The organism is Mucilaginibacter flavidus, from assembly GCF_024055575.1.
Classification (GTDB): domain Bacteria; phylum Bacteroidota; class Bacteroidia; order Sphingobacteriales; family Sphingobacteriaceae; genus Mucilaginibacter; species Mucilaginibacter flavidus.
The window spans coordinates 1-15,656 of sequence record NZ_JAMXOE010000009.1 but is presented as its reverse complement, the minus strand read 5'-3'; the positions used below and the strand labels follow the sequence as shown (position 1 = coordinate 15,656).

The following is a 15,656-nucleotide window of genomic DNA, read 5'->3' as shown; positions in this document are numbered from 1 at the left end:
AAACAAGGATCAATCAATCAACTATACAATGGAAACCGTTCGGCGAAAGCTGGTCGGTTTTTTTGTTGACAATAAGATTTACGAAGTTTTATAAACTTCGTAAATCTGTCCGTACCTTGCGACATTCGGGTATTCATTAACTTTTCGCCTTGCGCTACTTCTTCCACATAGCCTATCATGGCACTAACTACAGCGGCTGGCAAAAACATCCCGGCGTTTTGAATGTGCAGGAAGTTTTAGAAACTGCCCTTGGTAAATTATTAAAATCGACCGTAAACATTAACGGCTGTGGGCGTACCGATGCACAGGTGCATGCGGCCCAGTTCTTTTTTCATGCTGATATTGAACAGGATTTGGATGATGAATTCTTTTTCCGGTTAAATAAAATTTTGCCCGATGATATAGCTGTTTTTGAGATCATCCCGATGCAGGGTTTGCCGCATGCGCGTTTTGATGCCGTTCAGCGGAGTTATGATTACTTTATCCATACGTATAAAGACCCTTTCCTAAGCAATTTCAGTTCGTTGTATCTAGGTCCGCAACTCAACCTTGACAGCATGAAGGCGGCCGTTGCTCTGCTCCCGCTTTACAACGATTACCGTGGCTTCTGTAAAATGCCTGACAGGCAGGAAAGTACTATCTGCAATGTATCTTCAGCGGGTTTGTTCATTAATAACAGTGGTGATAAAATAAGATTTCAAATTTCGTCCAATCGCTTTTTAAGCAAGATGGTTAGGATCATAATCGGTCGGCTTCTTGAAATTGGCGAAGGCAAAATGAGCGTGGACGAATTTGAGCATTATCTTAGTGCCAAAGAGACGCCTAAAATCATTATCCCGGCTTATCCTCAGGGACTGTACCTGTCGAAAGTCACCTATCCATACCTTGATTTGCCACCTGCCACTACATTTACAACTATGCTGCAGCACGACGTTGACTGCGACTGGGTGGCGGTTTAAATCGCCTCAAAATAGCTCATTATATTAAATAGCAGAAACTTAGCTATAAAAAGGGTAATTTTGCGCTCCTTCGGGATTTTTAAATTAAAAGGATGGCGTGGTCAGAAAAATTAAAGCTTAATAAACAACTTGTACGTACTATAACCGAAGCTGGGTATACCAGCCCGAAAGAGGTTCAGCAAAAAACACTGGCGCGCATTTACGGTGGCCAGGACGTAATTATTGCCGGCCCTGAGGGTTGCGGGAAAACCACTACCTATATTTTAGCCGTTTTAAATAAGATAAGATACAATGCTGAAGGTGTACCGTTAGTGTTGATACTGGTACCAACAAAGGACGAAGTATTGGCTGTAATAAGCGGATTGGAACACTTCAGCAAAAATAAAAACATAGCCATTGTTGGGCTATATGCTGCCACAGGCACCGAGGCACAAATGGATGCCCTTGCCGACGGTGCGGATATTGTAGTTGCCACACCCGACAGGGCCCGGGCAATTTACCTAAAACTCGGCCTTAATTTGAATAAAATTGAATTGTTGGTGGTTGACGATGCCGACTTGATTGTTAAGCAAGGCCTGCAGCTCCCGGTGGTTGAACTTGCCAATAGCATAACCAAGTGCCAGCGCCTGGTGTTTACCGAGGTGATACATGATAAGCTTAACAAAATGATTGCGCCGTTTATGGGGGCAGCAACCGTTGTTGAAGTAGAAGAAGTTGCAGAAACCACGCTTGATACATTGCCCCAGGTACTGTACCATGTGCCAAACTTTGTCACCAAACTTAACTTGCTTAACCTGTTTATGCAGGATAGTGAGGTATTTACCAAAACAGTTGTGTTTGTAAATACCCGCCACACAGCCGAAAAGCTTTACAAAACACTGCAAAACCGTCAAAACACCGCTGTTGCAGTATTGAACTCCTGGACGATAGAAATGACTGGTTTAACATCAGTAGAAGATTTCAAATTATCGGCGAATACAAAAGTGCTGATAGTTTGCAATGAGGGCCACGAAAATATCGATATAAGTTATATTCCCTTCATCATCCATTTCGAACTGCCTGAAGAAAAAGAAACTTTTATTAACCGGATAATTAATAAAACCCCTGCCGATACCGAAGAAACACTGGCCATAACATTCACCACCGACCTTGAACTTACCATGGTGCGGCGAATTGAGCAGGCCATCGGTCAAAAAATACCTGTTGGAGACCTGCCCGACGATTTAGTAATTGAACAGGAAAATAAACCGGCTGCTACTGAAGAGAAAAAGCCGGTAAAAAATAAAAACGCAGCACCGGTAGCCGGGGAGGCCTTTCACCAAAAAAAGCCAGAAAACGCTAAAACTTATAACTATAGTTCAGGTGTTAAGGCCAAGATGAATAAGAAGAAAAAGCACGGGTAGGAAGAGCTGAGCGCTGAAAGGCTTTAGAAATTGTCATTGCGAGCGAGGAACGAGCGCGGCAATCGCATGCTATACAGAGCAGACCTGCTTAGTTCGCGATTGCTTCATACCTAGCAATAACATGGTTGTTAGTATCTTACCTCTAGTCTACCGGACTATCCAAATATAAGTCCTCAACTTTTTTTCTTGCCCATGGTGTTTTGCGAAGGAAGGTGAGGCTCGATTTAATGCTGGGATTATCCAAAAAACAATTAATCCGGATACGATAACCCAACTCCGGCCAGCCATAGTAGGCCACCAGCGCGTTCAGTATCATTTCTAAAGTTTTACCGTGAAGCTTGTTGTTGGGCTGTTGCTGCATATCGTTGCAAAATTAGCAAAATTGGAGACACAAATAGCTGTATCTCCACAAATCCAATTTTATCAGGCCTTTTCTAAATATTCCTTCAACATCCGCCCAAGAATATCTGTCCAGCCCATTACAAAGTTTTCCTTGGCAAAATCGGGGATTGCAGGGAAGGTTTCCAGCCCGGCATGGGTAAGCTTAACGCGGGTTTTATCGCCTTCATCAAAAACTTCCCAGGTCACGAACGAGTTACCTTCATACCCATCGTACCGCCAGCTATGTGTAAGTTTTTTACCAGGTATTACTTCAATAACCTTGCAAAGGTGCAAAAAGGTCTTTTCAGGCGGGCCGCCTTCAAATTCAAATTCAAAGCCAACTTCAGGCTTAAATTCCTTTAGTTTAAAGTACCATTGCTCCATTTTATCCCTGTCGGTAATAGCTTGCCATACTCTGTCGGCTGTGGCGTTATAGGTGCGTTCAATTACAAAAGGTACTGTTTCCATAATTTGTTTTTTTATTATTATTGATTGTCCTTAGTTTCTTTGTCCAAAAAATCGCCGAGTGCATCCAGCTTCTGGTTCCAGAATTTTCGGTATTGGTCCACCCAGCTTGCCACTTCGTTAAGCTTTACAAAATTGGCTTTACAGTACCTGTCGCGCCCATCCTGTTTGATAGTTATCAGGCCACATTGCGTTAAAATCTTTATGTGTTTGGATACAGCGGGGCGGCTGATATCAAAATTATCGGCTATTGAATTAAGGTTTAGTTGCTGGTTGACCAATAAGCCTATTATCTCTCTCCGGGTTGGGTCGGCAATTGCCTGGAAAACATCTCTGCGCATAACACAAGGTCATATGAAACCTTTCGGTTATAAATATATATGAAACCGATTGGTTACGCAAAATAAAAATAAAAAACTTTCCTAACTTAAGGTGCCGTTATAATCTCGTTTTGCATTGTATGAGACGAGATAATCTTTATGGCTGATATAGCTTTTAATTACATCGTTAGTTGCAGGGGCTGAAAACTTTGACAAATAATAAAAACCACTAATTAATTTGTATTTGTAGTACGAATCGGCGGGGTTATCCATCTTTTTAAACGAAGATATCGCAAGATTAATCATCTAATTATCGTTGATTATCATAAATATGGAGGACGTTAAAACTAGTATATCCACACTACTCGAGTCATCGGTCAGCTTTTTATATAATTCAGCTAAAGCCTTATCCGATTTCAAGTATCCCAGGCTTTCTACCACGAGATAGTCAAGATCAATTGCATCGGATAACATTGCAATCAATCTATCCACTAACTGCGCTTTTTCATCATCGTTTAATTCATCGATATAAACGGTATTATCAAACCCGTCCCGATGTTCACGGTCGCTGGGCGGAATGATTTTATTTATGATACGATCAATATTCATTTCTCCGATGGGTTTTTCTTTCCTTCGCTCAGCTTTTCAACCAATTTTACCAGCCTCTCGTTTTTTGTTTTTTCCTGTTTGGCCGAAAGTATCCATGCCACATATTCCTTTTTATTGCTGTAGGATAGCTTTTGATAAAACTCCATCGCCACCGGCTCGTTGGCCAACACCTGCTGCATTTCGTCAGGCAATTTTATTTGTTTGTTGTCAACGTCAATGTAGTTGGCGTAGTCGTTTTTCTTAATTTCCTCATTGCACGAGTCGGGTACCTTTGACTGCCCTTTTGGTCTGAAACGCAAGGCCGTCCATATATCGTTAATAGCAGCGGCGGCAACGCCATTGTAACCATACCTGTCCAATTCATCCCAGCTGCTCATCATTTCTAAATCCGAAGGTATGCCCGAGCTCTTTTTAGGATATGTAACCCAAAAGACCGTGTCAGGCTTTAATATCGGCATTATGGTTTTTAAGCTGTCAATCAACTCGCCGCTGTTCTGTACAAAAAGCTGCACGCCGTCAAATTCGCCGTCAGTACTAAAATTTGCTGCAGCACCTTCGGGCAGCGGTTCAAGTACCGCAAGGTAATCCTCCGGCGCATTATAAAACAGCCAGTTTTTTCCGGGCTTTATCAGTAGTTTTTTTGCAACAGGGCTTATTGCATCCATAGCTTATAGTTTGCGGGTTATAGCAAATGTAGTAAGGCTGATTCTTATCTTTACAAAAAATTAACGTCCGGCCAAAATATAGCAATAATGAAGAAGCGAGGGTGCCCGGATAGGGCAATGCAAACGCCCAGCTCGCGAAAACGTTACTAATAGAATGAAATATACCGACATAGACAACCGTAAGCAGGCATTTATATTTGAATTGGACGATGTGCTATACCCCGAAAAAGACTATTTATTCCAGGTTTATTACCTTTTTTCCGGCCTTTTAGAGTATACTACACTTATTGATGCCAGGCAGACAACCGACCTGATGGTAAACACGTATATAAATGAAGGTAAGGAGTTTGTTTTTGACAGGCAGAAGGAAAAACTTAACATTGACGAAAAATACCGCAGCAATTTAAAACACCTAATGGTTACTGCAAAACTGCCTTTAAAGCTACTGTTGTACCAAAATATGTTAAATTTGCTACAGGACATTGTTGTTGACCGCAAAAAAATATTCATTGTAACCAACGGCGACCCGGCAAAACAACTGAATAAGATCAAACAGACAGAATGGCACGGGCTTGAACAATATTTAATAGTTTATTTTACTGATGAAATTAAGCCAAAGCCAGATACCGATGCCATTGATATGTTAATAAAAGACCATAACTTGCAAAGGCGGGATATAGTGATGATAGAAAATGCTGAAATTGACCGGCTTTGCGCCGAATCCAGTGGCATTGATTATATAAATGTAAACGAATTTTTATAAGTAAAATCATAACATACTTTGCTTATTTTCGTTAAATAGCCTATTCATTCGAAATAACTTATATTCATTAATATGAAAAAAATATTTTACTTAGTTTTAGTTGTAGCGGCAGTAGCTGTGTCATCATGTAAGAAGAACAGCAAAAGTAGCAGTGGGGGAACCACACCCACTGACCCAACGCAGCCATCAAAAACGGGCACGATAATACAATTGGCACAGGATTCCATTTGGCTATACGCTAAAGAGGCTTATTTGTGGAACGACCAGTTACCCACTTACGCAACATTTAAACCACGCTCGTTCACTAATGCGGCCCCACTAACTGCTTTGTCTGATGAACTGGACGCACTGTCACAGTACGCAATCAACCCAGCCACCAGTAAACCCTACGAGTATTACAAATACAATCCGGGTCGCGCTAAATATTCATTTATTGATGACGGTACTGAAACAGGCGCACTAAATGGAACTAAAGGCGATTTTGGTTTTGATTATAACTACCAGGCAGTTAACGATGTGCGCATTGTGTACGTATACCCTGGTTCACCGGCTGGCCTCGCAGGTTTAAGGCGCGGCTACGAGATCATGAGTGTCAATAACAACACCAAACTTTCCTATGACGGCGTATCAGGCGGCACTACCTATGGTGATGGCTCCGGTACCAATATCAACTTTTTATACAACTCAGTTTTCAATAGCGGCAACATTAAAATGACGGTTAAAAAGCCCGATGGCTCGACATTTGATGTTAACTTTGCCGCTGCAAATTATAACGTAAACCCAGTTTTAAAAGATACGGTTCTTGATCTGGGCAGCGGTAAAAAACTGGGATATTTTGTGTTTAACAGTTTTACCTCAGATGCAAATGCCGACCCTAAACTTGATGCCGTTTTTGCAAAATTTACCGCTGCAGGGGTTACGGATGTCGCAGTTGATTTACGCTATAACGGTGGTGGTTATGTTTCAACAGCCGAGTATATCGACAATTACCTGGTACCGACTGCAAAAAATAATACATTAATGTATAACACTTATTTTAACAGCATCTTGTCGTCGAACAGCGAAACACTGTTAAAAAACCAGGTAAGGAAAGACAACACCGGAGCTTTATATAACTTGTCGCAAATTGATTACTCCTTAAATTCTCAATATAACACACCAAAATTTTCTAAAATGGGAAATTTAAACGTGGGCCGCGTGTTCTTTATCATAACCGGAGGCACAGCCTCGGCAAGCGAGCTTACCATTAATAACCTGCGCCCGGTACTGGATGTTGAGCTTGTTGGAGAGACTAGCTATGGTAAACCGGTTGGATTTTTTGATATAGGCATTAACAAATACACAATGTTTACCCCTGAGTTTTCAACCAAAAATTCGGCAAACCAGGGCGATTATTTTGACGGATTCACCCCTGGCACCTCTGGCCTTCCGGGAGTAAATGACTTTGACGATTACACCAAAGACTTTGGCGACCCTACAGAAAAATTATTGGGGCATATTATATCGAAGATAACCACAAACGCTTATGCCGCGCCTACAAAGGTTATTCAAAGCGTTGACCCGGCCAAGCGAACTTTCTCGCTTGCCGAATCGCGCGACAAAACTATGCTGCTTAACAAAAGTAAGTTTACAGGGATGTTATTTAACTTCAAGAAAGTACAGCTTAAGCCAAAAAAATAAGGTAAAAGCAGAAAGCCTAATAAAGAAGCCGAAACAAAGAAGCAAACGCTTCAAAGTTTCGGCTTCTTTAGTTTTAGTCGCAAAACGCTCTCCGCTTCAGTCTCTAAGCTTTTGGCTAATCCACTAATTCTCTCAAGTCAACGGCTACAACGCGGGATATGCCTTGCTCAACCATAGTTACGCCGTAAATAATATCGGTACTGGCAATAGTGCGCTTATTGTGGCTAATGATGATAAACTGCGAGTCTTTGGAAAACTCCCTGATGATGTTGTTAAACTTGTCGATGTTGGTATCGTCAAGCGGGGCATCAACCTCATCAAAAATACAGAATGGCGCCGGTTTCAACAGGTAGAGCGAAAATAGTATAGCTGTTGCGGTCAATGTTTTTTCGCCGCCCGATAGCTGGTTGATTGACAGCGGTCGTTTGCCTTTGGGTTTAGCTATAATGTCTATATCAGATTCAAGCGGGTGCAACGGGTCGCTTAGTATCAGGTCACACGAGTCTTCCTCATTAAACAACGACCTGAATACCTTTATAAAATTCTCGCGTACCAGCGTGAAGGAAGTCATGAATTTTTCTTTCGCCGTATCGTCAATTTCCTGTATGGTTGCCAATAACGATGCCTTGGCATCGCTTAAGTCCTTCTTTTGCGCCTGTATAAAGGTATAACGTTCATTCATTTCGTTATAAGCCTCAACCGCAAGTGGGTTTATCGCGCCAAACTCATCGAGGCGTTTCTTTAGTTTCTCGGCTTTGTCGCGTATTTCATGTTCGTTTTCACCCTCTCCAACTTCGGTTTCGGGTAAATCCTGTATATCTATATTAAACTCAACTGAAAGCCTTTCCTTAAGCGCGTTAAGTTCCAGCTTTAGGTTGTTGCGTTCATCCTTCAGTTCGTTCTCTATAATCTCAGCATTATCTTTTTTTCGTCTTAATACGGTGATTTCCTCCTCGGTCTCCGATATTTTCCCACGCCACGCGTAGTATTCCTGCTCAGCTTGTTGGGTAGCTTTTTCAAGCAGGTCCTTTTGCTCATACATCTCCAGCAGATCATCGTCTGAATTATCGGCCTGCTGCAGGTTTTCCTGTATGGCAAGTTTAACTTTCTCCAATTCCCCGCTGTTGACCTTTATCCGGCCTTCAAGGTTTTCTTTTTGCGATTCCCGGTAGTCCAGGTCCTTCACCAAACCCGAAACCTTATTTTGCTGCTGGTGAAAGCGGATATTCTCCTGGTTATATGCGCTTGATTTTACAGATACAAACTCATTCAGCTCATTGAAAGCTAGTTGCTTTTCGGCAAACAATTCGTTTTGCTCCTGCTTTTGAGCCTTCAGGTCTTCCAATAGCGGCAGCAGCGTTATGGTTTCTTCTTTAATGCTGGTTATTTTACGGGCTATATCTTCTTTGCGGTTAAGGCTGTTTTCAATAAAGGTCTGGTATTGTTCCTGCCGGGTTTTAACGGTAACCAGTTCGGTATTTAGCAGGTTTAACGCATGCTGTTTTTGCTTTATTTCAGCAGCTTTGCCGGCAGCTTTCAGCTCGCCCAGTTTAGTGTGCAGCCTGTCAAAACGTTCTTTAAGCTCATGTACCTCAACATCTATCAATTTAATTACCTTCAGCAGTGCTTCAAGGTTTTTCGCCCGGCCTATACGCTTACCCTCAAACAAACCCACCGATCCGCCCGCCATGGCATGCTTCGATTTATTAAACTTGCCGCTTTTGCCAATTAACACCACACCATCCGGCAGTACATTATTATTAAGTGCGCTATCACTCTCATCATTAACCAGGTATACATTTTTTAGCAGGTGTTCGCAAAGGGGTTGGTATTGCTTTTCAACTTCTACCACGTTTAAGGCAGGTATTGCGCCTTCCAGTTCCAGCTTCTCCGAAAAGCTTTGAATGGTTTCATAACTATCCAGCACAAAAAACTGCGCCCGGCCCTGCGCTGCCTTACTTAGCAGGTTGATGGCCTTAATCGCCTCGTTATAGCTTTCAACCACGTAATGGTTCATCAGCGGCTCCAGGTAGTTTTCAATAGCCACCCGGTATTCCTCGCGACAAAACAAGATATCACTAAACAGCGGCGCACTTTTAGACCACTCCGTATTCTTCTTTAAAAACCGTATCGACTCCGGGAAGCCTTCCAAGTTATCAACCATACTCTTGGTAAGGTTGTATTCGTTTTGCTTGGCATCCAGCTTGCGGCTTTCTTTTATAATGGTTTCCTGTATGGTATTTAGTTCCGTTTCGGTGGCTGTTATCTGCTCCTGCAGCTTAGTCTCAAACTCAACTACCTGGTTATAGTCTTTTTCGGCCGCCTCAACTTTTTCAAGCAAGCCGTCAACAGCAACGTTAAAATGCGAGAGCTCGGCTTCTTTACTGCTGGCATCTTCCATATTGCGCTGTGCTTCCTGCTCCAGCGCCTGTTCCTGTATCTTTAAAATGTCAAGATCCTTTTCGGCCTTGTAAGCCTGGTTTTGCAGGCGGGTATTTATGTTGGTGAGTTCAGCCAGCTCGCCCCGGGCTTCCGACTGTTGGGCCCTTAATTCATCAACCGCTTCTTTTAAATCAGTTACCTGTGCAATCACCTTTTGCAGGTTTTCATCCTCCTGCATTTTCTCTTCCGACAGACGCTTGATATTATAAAGCACATGGTTAAACTGTGTTTTATCCTTGTCCAGTTCTTCGGTTAACCGTGCCTCTTTATCCTGCTGAAATTTCAGCTGCTCATTCTTTATCTTCTTCTCGCTTTCGTAGGCACGTATTTTTGAAACATATTCGTTGGTAGCTTTTTGCTGCACCGACAGGTCTTTCTCTTTGGTAAGGCTATCCAGCTTTTGCTGCTGCAGAAATGCCTCCAGTGTATCAATCTGGGTTACTATGCCCGATTTGCCTTCCTTATGCTTTTGCTCCTGCTCCTCAATCCGGGCTAACGACTCGCTGAAGGATGCAATCCTGAACGATGCCAACGTGATGCTCAGTGCCTTGTATTGTTCTTTTATCTGGTAGTAGCGCTCCGTCTTCTTTGCCTGGTTCTCCAGCGTTTTAAGGTTCTTTTCTATCTCAAACAGCAGGTCCTCTACCCTTTCCAAATCGGCTTCGGTATCCTTCAGCTTGGTAAAAGTTTGCTTTTTACGCAGTTTATATTTTGATATGCCCGATGCTTCCTCGAACAAATTGCGACGCGAACCTTCTTTGTTGGTGATGATCTCGTCTATCATCTTCAGTTCGATGATGGAGTACGAGTCGGCGCCGATACCTGTATCTAAAAACAAATCGGTAATATCCTTCAACCGGCATTGTACATCATTCAACCGGTATTCGCTTTCGCCGGTGCGGTATAGCCTCCGCGTAAGGGTCACCTGCGAAAAATCAGTAGGCAGTATGTTTTTGGTATTGTCAAAAGTCAGCGAAACTTCGGCGAGGTTGGCAGCCTTGCGACTTTTGGTACCGTTAAAAATAACGTTGTCCATTTTCTCCGACCTGAGCATACGGGTACTTTGCTCGCCCAGCACCCAGCGGATGGAGTCCACCACGTTTGATTTTCCACAGCCGTTAGGACCCACAATTGCAGTTACACCCTCGTTAAAATTAATCGTAATCTTATCGCCAAAACTTTTAAATCCCTTGATTTCTAACTTTGTAAGCTGCATTTACGTCGTACCCGTCCTTAAATTTTCGAACCTTCAAAGTAATCATAAAAAAATCATTTTTCTATGATTTTTTTATGATTACTTTAGAGATTAGAGGCTGAAGATTAGAGATTAGTTTTACTTAGCCGACCTGCTTTGGGCTGCTTTAAATCAGGAAGAAAAACACCCGTTTTCGCCAACTAAAAAATCTAAAGCAAAAAAGGATTTGTTTTGTTATACTTTCTCAGATGTAAAGCTTTGGACCTTTTAGCTTAACCTACCATGAAAATAGCAGTATTTGGAGCCACCGGCAATATTGGCAGCCGTGTAATTACCGAAGCCCTAAACCGGGGGCATGATGTTACCGCGATAATGCGCCATCCCGAAGATTATACCCTGGAGCAGCCACACTTAAAAGTAACCCGCGGTGACATTTTCAGAACGCAGGATGTGGAGGCTGCAGTATTTAATCACGATGCCATTGTAAGTGCCTACAACTTTACAAAAGGCGCTAAGCCCTCAACTATAGTAGAAGTAGCAGAACCGCTTATAAACGGCCTAAAACAGGCAGGTGTTAAACGGCTGATAATCGTCGGCGGCGCCGGCAGTCTTGAAGTTGCGCCTGGCCTGCAATTGGTTGATTCGCCAGGGTTTCCACCGGAGTTTAAAGACGCTGCCCTGGCACATCGCGATGCTTTAAAAGTATATCAAAAGGAGAAAGATCTCAATTGGACTTACATCAGCCCGGCAACCTACATAGAACCCGGTGAACGGACAGGTAATTTCAGAAGAGGCAAAGACAAACTGGTAACCGACGAAGAAGGCAATAGCCGCATATCAATGGAAGATTTTGCGGTGGCCATTATTGATGAAATCATGAACCCGCAGCACATAAAGGAACGGTTTACGGTGGGATACTGATGAATTTCGGATGTCGGAATTAAAAAGAATTTAATATTTAGAAATCTCAAATTATGCTATTGAGCAAATCCGAAATGGAAAATCCGAATTCCGAAATCAAATAAAAATCTCTCCCTTTAAATAGGTTACCGCTTTTCCGCTCATCTGCACACGGTCGCCTTTTAACTCGCACCAAAGTTCGCCCCGCCGCGCTGATAACTGGTACGCGTGTAATTTAGTTTTGCCCAATTTATCTGCCCAATATGGGATGAGATTGCAATGTGCCGACCCTGTAACCGGATCTTCGGGGATACCAGCGCCGGGAGCAAAAAAGCGGGAAACGAAGTCGGAATTATCACCAGGAGCGGTAACAATTACGCCAACGGTATCCATTTTTGATAAAGCAAAAAAATCCGGCGATATATCACGGATGTCGCTTTCAGATTCATAAACCAGAAAATAATCCCTCGACCTTAATACTTCGAGGGGCTGTTTTTCGCCCAAGGCCTCAACCAGGCCAACTGGAGCGTCGATATGAATTGGAGGCCTCGACGGGAAGTCCATCGCGTATTTATCGCCATCCTTTTTTACTGTAAGGGTGCCTGCTTTTACAGTTTCGAAATGTATTTCATCCCCGTTATGTCCTAACTGGGTAAACAAAATATGCGCAGATGCCAGCGTGGCATGGCCGCACAAATCAATTTCATATTCGGGGGTAAACCAGCGCAGTTTATATCCGGTATCGTTTTTTACAAAAAAAGCGGTCTCGGCTAAATTATTTTCAATAGCAATAGTTTGCATCAGGTTATCAGGCAACCATTTATCCAACGGACAAATAGCAGCCGGGTTGCCGCCAAATAATTTATCGGTAAAAGCATCAGCCTGGTATATGGGTATTGTCATCATTTTTTTTGCTAAACGCTAAAGGTAAAAGGTTTTTTTAAATTGCGGAAGTCGGAATGCTAAATGAATTAAATGGAATCTTCTCTGCTTCCCCATTCGGCATTCCGACTTCCGCATTTCACTCACTCTATCCAAAGCACACTATTCCCGGTTCCGTATTCATTTTGCTCCCAAAGCTTGTTACCGGGGTCAATTATCTGTTTACCACCCACTACAAATTTGTACAGGTATTTACCCGGTTTAAGATAAAAGTTAATTATCCATTCATCCCCGGCACGGGTCATAGTATAGCCATCATCATCCCAGTTATTAAAACTACCCACCATACTCACTTTTTTTGCACTTGCATATCCTTTTAGCCTGAAAGTATGGTTGGGTTTTACTGCAATAAACGAATTACGTTTGCCCCCCTCAGTGGCAAAATGCGGGTTTGCAGGATCCGTGATCCAGTCGCCATCTACAATAAATTTATAATTATAATTACCTGCGGCAAGGGTGGTAGTTAATGCCCAGCCGTCTATAGTTTTCACCAGGCTTAACTCTTCGCGCCGCCATTTGTTAAAAGTACCTGCCAAAAAGACCTTTTTTGCATTTCCATAACCTGCCAGTTTAAAAGTAACGTCGCTGCCAAGGTTTAAAACCGAATTTAAATTACCCTCGCCATCTTTCAGTTTTACAGGGTTGCCCGGGTCGGTTACCCAACGGCCATCAACCAAAAAATGGTAAACGTGCTTTCCTTCGCTTAAGTAAAGCTGCTTTTCCCAGCCGTTCCCTTTTTTCTCCAGCGCAATTTCGTTGGTTTTCCATTTATTAAAATCGCCGGCAAACACCACCTTACGTGCCGATGCGTAGCCCGGCAGTTTAATGGTGTAATTATATTTAAAGAAAAGTGAATTGGTGTTGCCAACGCCATCACCAACCTGCAAAAGGTTATTTGGGTCGGTTGTCCAGTGCCCGTTAATAATGTATTTGTATTCGTAAGCTCCGGCTGCCAGTTTAACATCAAGTATCCAGCCGCCATCCGTCTTTTTCATGGCACCTTTTAAGGTACTCCAGTTATTAAAATTCCCTGACAAAATAACCCTCTTTGCCCTGGTGTTGCCCGGCAGGATAAACCTTGTAAGGCCTGATGATAAACCAAAAACGGTAACCTGCGAAAACTTATTAACTCCATACTTTACTTCTTCCGGGTAACCCGGCGCGCCGGCAAACTCCGGCAAACGGGTAGTAATTTCAAAGGGTGCACTTTGGGGATTATCATTCAGATCGGAAAGCGAACGGTCGAAACGGATCAGGTTTTCGTCTTTTGTGGCCAGGTTCCAGCCATCTTCTTCTAATCCCTTATAGTCATTGTCGAAAAACTTCTCGGCGCTTCGCCCGGTCACGCCTGCCACTTTAAGAATACTGTCGATCACTTTCCGGGGCGATTTCAGGTCGATCTGTAATATCAAATGGTCGCGTGCAATAAGCAGGCTATTCTGGCGCTGGGCCATGGCAGTTTTTATACCGCTTAAAAGCAATACAAAAATAGATACCATATAAACCCTTTGCCTCATTTGTTAATTTTTATAAATGTACATCTCAAACTCTTTTTTAACGAAATTGATGGTGAATATCCCCCTCGAGAAAAAATCGTACCCTAGAATGCCGTCAACCGTTTGCCCGTAGGCCTTGCCCATTTTTTCCAAATTAGCCACCAGTGCACGGTTTTTCCCGAAAGTATGGTCAGCCACCGTCAGTTTATCAAAGCTGGTGTACAAAACTGTTACACCTGTGCCACCCAGCCCTTTTATTTTTGCGCGACCAATCACTTCCAGCGTCGCCATAAATTTTTTCGACCTGTCATAATCCAACAGGTTTGTTTCTGCAGCGCTGTCAAAAGCAAACCACAATGTATAATTATTAACGCTTCCTTTTAAAAAAATAACGTCATTGATCAACCTAAACGGACTTACCAGCAAACGGTCGTGAAATATACGTTCCCCTTCGGGGATATTGCCGTTTTTATCCAGCTTTTGAATGTAGAGAACGTTGTTAAAAAGATCGACTGTTACGGCAAAATTTGCAAAAAGCCTTGTGCCCAGTAAACCGAGGATCTTAATATTTCTGCCGTTTTCAATAAATCCAAGGTCGCAAACATGGGCAGTTAGGCGGCTGTATTGCAGGTCGAGAATTTTAAAATTGCGGACATAGGTGGTAAACGAACCTGTAGAACCATTAATACCGCCGGTTTCGGGCTCATCGATAACCGGCATACTCCTGAAATAGGTTGCATTTAATACCAAACCGGGCGCGCCTGTATCCAAAATAAAATTACCCTCCATGGTATCAACCTGCGCTTCAACAACTATGAGGTTGCCTACCCTTTTAATGGGTACAATCATCGTGGTAAAATCGGCATACGGCGCAGGGTCGGGGTCATAAACCCGGTGATGCGTATTAAATTTCAACTTGCCAACCAAAACTCCTCCATCTGCCAGCGCGTTGCTGTGCCGGCAAATAATAAAAAGGAGCAATATCAGGCAAAATTTTCGCATCAGTTTGGTTGATGCTTAATAGACCTGTTTTTTGGCATGATAGTTACAGGGGAAGTAAAAAAAGTCTTGAGTCTGAAGTCTGGAGTAAAAAAGTCAGCCCCTTGACTTAGTACAAACAAGGTCTACATGCACGCTAAGCGTTCCACTTTTACTCACGGAACACCCGGAACGCTGTGAAACATTCTGACTATCAAATACTTGCAAAATCAGCTTTTTTTTATCTTCTGCACGCCTGTAGACTTAGGACGCAGAACTTAACGTGAGTAGATATAAGAACGCGATACTTTAAGTCGCGGGCGACACCACAAAAGCTGGTCGTCGCCTCACCCTGCCCTCTCGTGACCGTTGCGCAACTATTTGTAATATTATACAGTCGTGAGCCTGTTCAGCTGTTCTTTGAACTATTGATTAAAACGATGTCGGCAAGTTTGCCG

15 protein-coding genes are annotated in these 15,656 nt (G+C 42.9%); 5 read left to right on the top strand and 10 right to left on the bottom strand.

Annotation, left to right across the window (positions count from 1 at the left end; translation table 11 throughout):
- Positions 1 to 149: 149 nt before the first annotated feature.
- Both NAF19_RS14715 and NAF19_RS14710 read left to right on the top strand, forming a co-directional pair.
- Positions 150 to 959, top strand: a complete 810-nt coding sequence (locus NAF19_RS14715) for a tRNA pseudouridine synthase A (protein ID WP_252790823.1) — start codon at positions 150 to 152, stop codon at positions 957 to 959.
- Positions 960 to 1,051: 92 nt separating this feature from the next.
- Positions 1,052 to 2,362, top strand: coding sequence for a DEAD/DEAH box helicase (locus NAF19_RS14710; RefSeq protein ID WP_252790822.1), 1,311 nt, complete (start codon positions 1,052 to 1,054; stop codon positions 2,360 to 2,362).
- Between the two features lie 142 nt (positions 2,363 to 2,504).
- On the opposite strand, the gene NAF19_RS14705 is transcribed toward NAF19_RS14710, so the two are convergent.
- The 6 genes from NAF19_RS14705 to NAF19_RS14680 form a co-directional block, all read right to left on the bottom strand.
- On the bottom strand, positions 2,505 to 2,723 hold the full coding sequence (locus NAF19_RS14705) for a VF530 family protein (protein WP_252790821.1): 219 nt from the start codon (positions 2,721 to 2,723) through the stop codon (positions 2,505 to 2,507).
- A 62-nt stretch (positions 2,724 to 2,785) separates the two neighbouring features.
- Positions 2,786 to 3,211 carry an SRPBCC family protein gene (locus NAF19_RS14700; protein ID WP_252790820.1) on the bottom strand — a complete coding sequence of 142 codons (426 nt, stop codon included), beginning with the start codon at positions 3,209 to 3,211 and terminating at the stop codon, positions 2,786 to 2,788.
- Between the two features lie 17 nt (positions 3,212 to 3,228).
- On the bottom strand, positions 3,229 to 3,549 hold the full coding sequence (locus NAF19_RS14695; RefSeq protein ID WP_252790819.1) for an ArsR/SmtB family transcription factor: 321 nt from the start codon (positions 3,547 to 3,549) through the stop codon (positions 3,229 to 3,231).
- 81 nt (positions 3,550 to 3,630) lie between these two features.
- Positions 3,631 to 3,834: a hypothetical protein gene (locus NAF19_RS14690; protein WP_252790818.1), complete on the bottom strand. Its 204-nt coding sequence runs from the start codon at positions 3,832 to 3,834 to the stop codon at positions 3,631 to 3,633.
- Complete coding sequence (locus tag NAF19_RS14685) at positions 3,835 to 4,137, bottom strand: hypothetical protein (RefSeq protein ID WP_252790817.1); 303 nt, start codon at positions 4,135 to 4,137, stop codon at positions 3,835 to 3,837.
- Complete coding sequence (locus NAF19_RS14680; protein WP_252790816.1) at positions 4,134 to 4,802, bottom strand: YdeI/OmpD-associated family protein; 669 nt, start codon at positions 4,800 to 4,802, stop codon at positions 4,134 to 4,136. The genes NAF19_RS14685 and NAF19_RS14680 overlap by 4 nt, the downstream gene beginning before the upstream one ends.
- A 154-nt stretch (positions 4,803 to 4,956) precedes the next feature.
- Between NAF19_RS14680 and NAF19_RS14675 the strand changes: the two genes are divergently transcribed.
- Together NAF19_RS14675 and NAF19_RS14670 are read left to right on the top strand one after the other, a co-directional pair.
- Positions 4,957 to 5,565, top strand: coding sequence for an HAD family hydrolase (locus NAF19_RS14675; RefSeq protein ID WP_252790815.1), 609 nt, complete (start codon positions 4,957 to 4,959; stop codon positions 5,563 to 5,565).
- Between the two features lie 72 nt (positions 5,566 to 5,637).
- On the top strand, positions 5,638 to 7,245 hold the full coding sequence (locus tag NAF19_RS14670) for a S41 family peptidase (RefSeq protein WP_252790814.1): 1,608 nt from the start codon (positions 5,638 to 5,640) through the stop codon (positions 7,243 to 7,245).
- 115 nt (positions 7,246 to 7,360) lie between these two features.
- Here the strand turns inward: NAF19_RS14670 and smc are convergent, their stop codons facing one another.
- Positions 7,361 to 10,903 carry a chromosome segregation protein SMC gene (smc, locus tag NAF19_RS14665; RefSeq protein WP_252790813.1) on the bottom strand — a complete coding sequence of 1,181 codons (3,543 nt, stop codon included), beginning with the start codon at positions 10,901 to 10,903 and terminating at the stop codon, positions 7,361 to 7,363.
- Positions 10,904 to 11,164: 261 nt separating this feature from the next.
- Here smc and NAF19_RS14660 point away from each other — a divergent pair, with 261 nt between their 5' ends.
- The gene (locus NAF19_RS14660; RefSeq protein WP_252790812.1) at positions 11,165 to 11,803 is read left to right on the top strand and encodes an NAD(P)-dependent oxidoreductase; all 639 of its coding nucleotides are present in this window, start codon (positions 11,165 to 11,167) and stop codon (positions 11,801 to 11,803) included.
- A gap of 96 nt (positions 11,804 to 11,899) precedes the next feature.
- Here the strand turns inward: NAF19_RS14660 and NAF19_RS14655 are convergent, their stop codons facing one another.
- From NAF19_RS14655 to NAF19_RS14645, 3 genes are all read right to left on the bottom strand, one after another.
- Positions 11,900 to 12,688 (bottom strand): PhzF family phenazine biosynthesis protein, encoded by a 789-nt coding sequence (locus tag NAF19_RS14655; RefSeq protein ID WP_252790811.1) that lies wholly within the window; start codon positions 12,686 to 12,688, stop codon positions 11,900 to 11,902.
- Positions 12,689 to 12,807: 119 nt separating this feature from the next.
- Positions 12,808 to 14,241: a glycogen-binding domain-containing protein gene (locus tag NAF19_RS14650; protein ID WP_252790810.1), complete on the bottom strand. Its 1,434-nt coding sequence runs from the start codon at positions 14,239 to 14,241 to the stop codon at positions 12,808 to 12,810.
- 3 nt (positions 14,242 to 14,244) lie between these two features.
- A complete protein-coding gene (locus tag NAF19_RS14645; RefSeq protein ID WP_252790809.1) occupies positions 14,245 to 15,222 on the bottom strand; it encodes a pepsin/retropepsin-like aspartic protease family protein in 978 nt (325 codons plus the stop codon).
- Positions 15,223 to 15,656 lie beyond the last annotated feature (434 nt).

What these genes read in the sequence shown, in the direction of transcription:
- NAF19_RS14645 (WP_252790809.1), bottom strand. Translation starts at nt 15,222, where the DNA reads ATGCGAAAATTTTGCCTGATATTGCTCCTTTTTATTATTTGCCGGCAC.
- NAF19_RS14695 (WP_252790819.1), bottom strand. Translation starts at nt 3,549, where the DNA reads ATGCGCAGAGATGTTTTCCAGGCAATTGCCGACCCAACCCGGAGAGAG.
- smc (WP_252790813.1), bottom strand. Translation starts at nt 10,903, where the DNA reads ATGCAGCTTACAAAGTTAGAAATCAAGGGATTTAAAAGTTTTGGCGAT.
- NAF19_RS14655 (WP_252790811.1), bottom strand. Translation starts at nt 12,688, where the DNA reads ATGATGACAATACCCATATACCAGGCTGATGCTTTTACCGATAAATTA.
- NAF19_RS14675 (WP_252790815.1), top strand. Translation starts at nt 4,957, where the DNA reads ATGAAATATACCGACATAGACAACCGTAAGCAGGCATTTATATTTGAA.
- NAF19_RS14650 (WP_252790810.1), bottom strand. Translation starts at nt 14,241, where the DNA reads ATGAGGCAAAGGGTTTATATGGTATCTATTTTTGTATTGCTTTTAAGC.
- NAF19_RS14710 (WP_252790822.1), top strand. Translation starts at nt 1,052, where the DNA reads ATGGCGTGGTCAGAAAAATTAAAGCTTAATAAACAACTTGTACGTACT.
- NAF19_RS14670 (WP_252790814.1), top strand. Translation starts at nt 5,638, where the DNA reads ATGAAAAAAATATTTTACTTAGTTTTAGTTGTAGCGGCAGTAGCTGTG.
- NAF19_RS14680 (WP_252790816.1), bottom strand. Translation starts at nt 4,802, where the DNA reads ATGGATGCAATAAGCCCTGTTGCAAAAAAACTACTGATAAAGCCCGGA.
- NAF19_RS14685 (WP_252790817.1), bottom strand. Translation starts at nt 4,137, where the DNA reads ATGAATATTGATCGTATCATAAATAAAATCATTCCGCCCAGCGACCGT.
- NAF19_RS14705 (WP_252790821.1), bottom strand. Translation starts at nt 2,723, where the DNA reads ATGCAGCAACAGCCCAACAACAAGCTTCACGGTAAAACTTTAGAAATG.
- NAF19_RS14700 (WP_252790820.1), bottom strand. Translation starts at nt 3,211, where the DNA reads ATGGAAACAGTACCTTTTGTAATTGAACGCACCTATAACGCCACAGCC.
- NAF19_RS14690 (WP_252790818.1), bottom strand. Translation starts at nt 3,834, where the DNA reads ATGATTAATCTTGCGATATCTTCGTTTAAAAAGATGGATAACCCCGCC.
- NAF19_RS14660 (WP_252790812.1), top strand. Translation starts at nt 11,165, where the DNA reads ATGAAAATAGCAGTATTTGGAGCCACCGGCAATATTGGCAGCCGTGTA.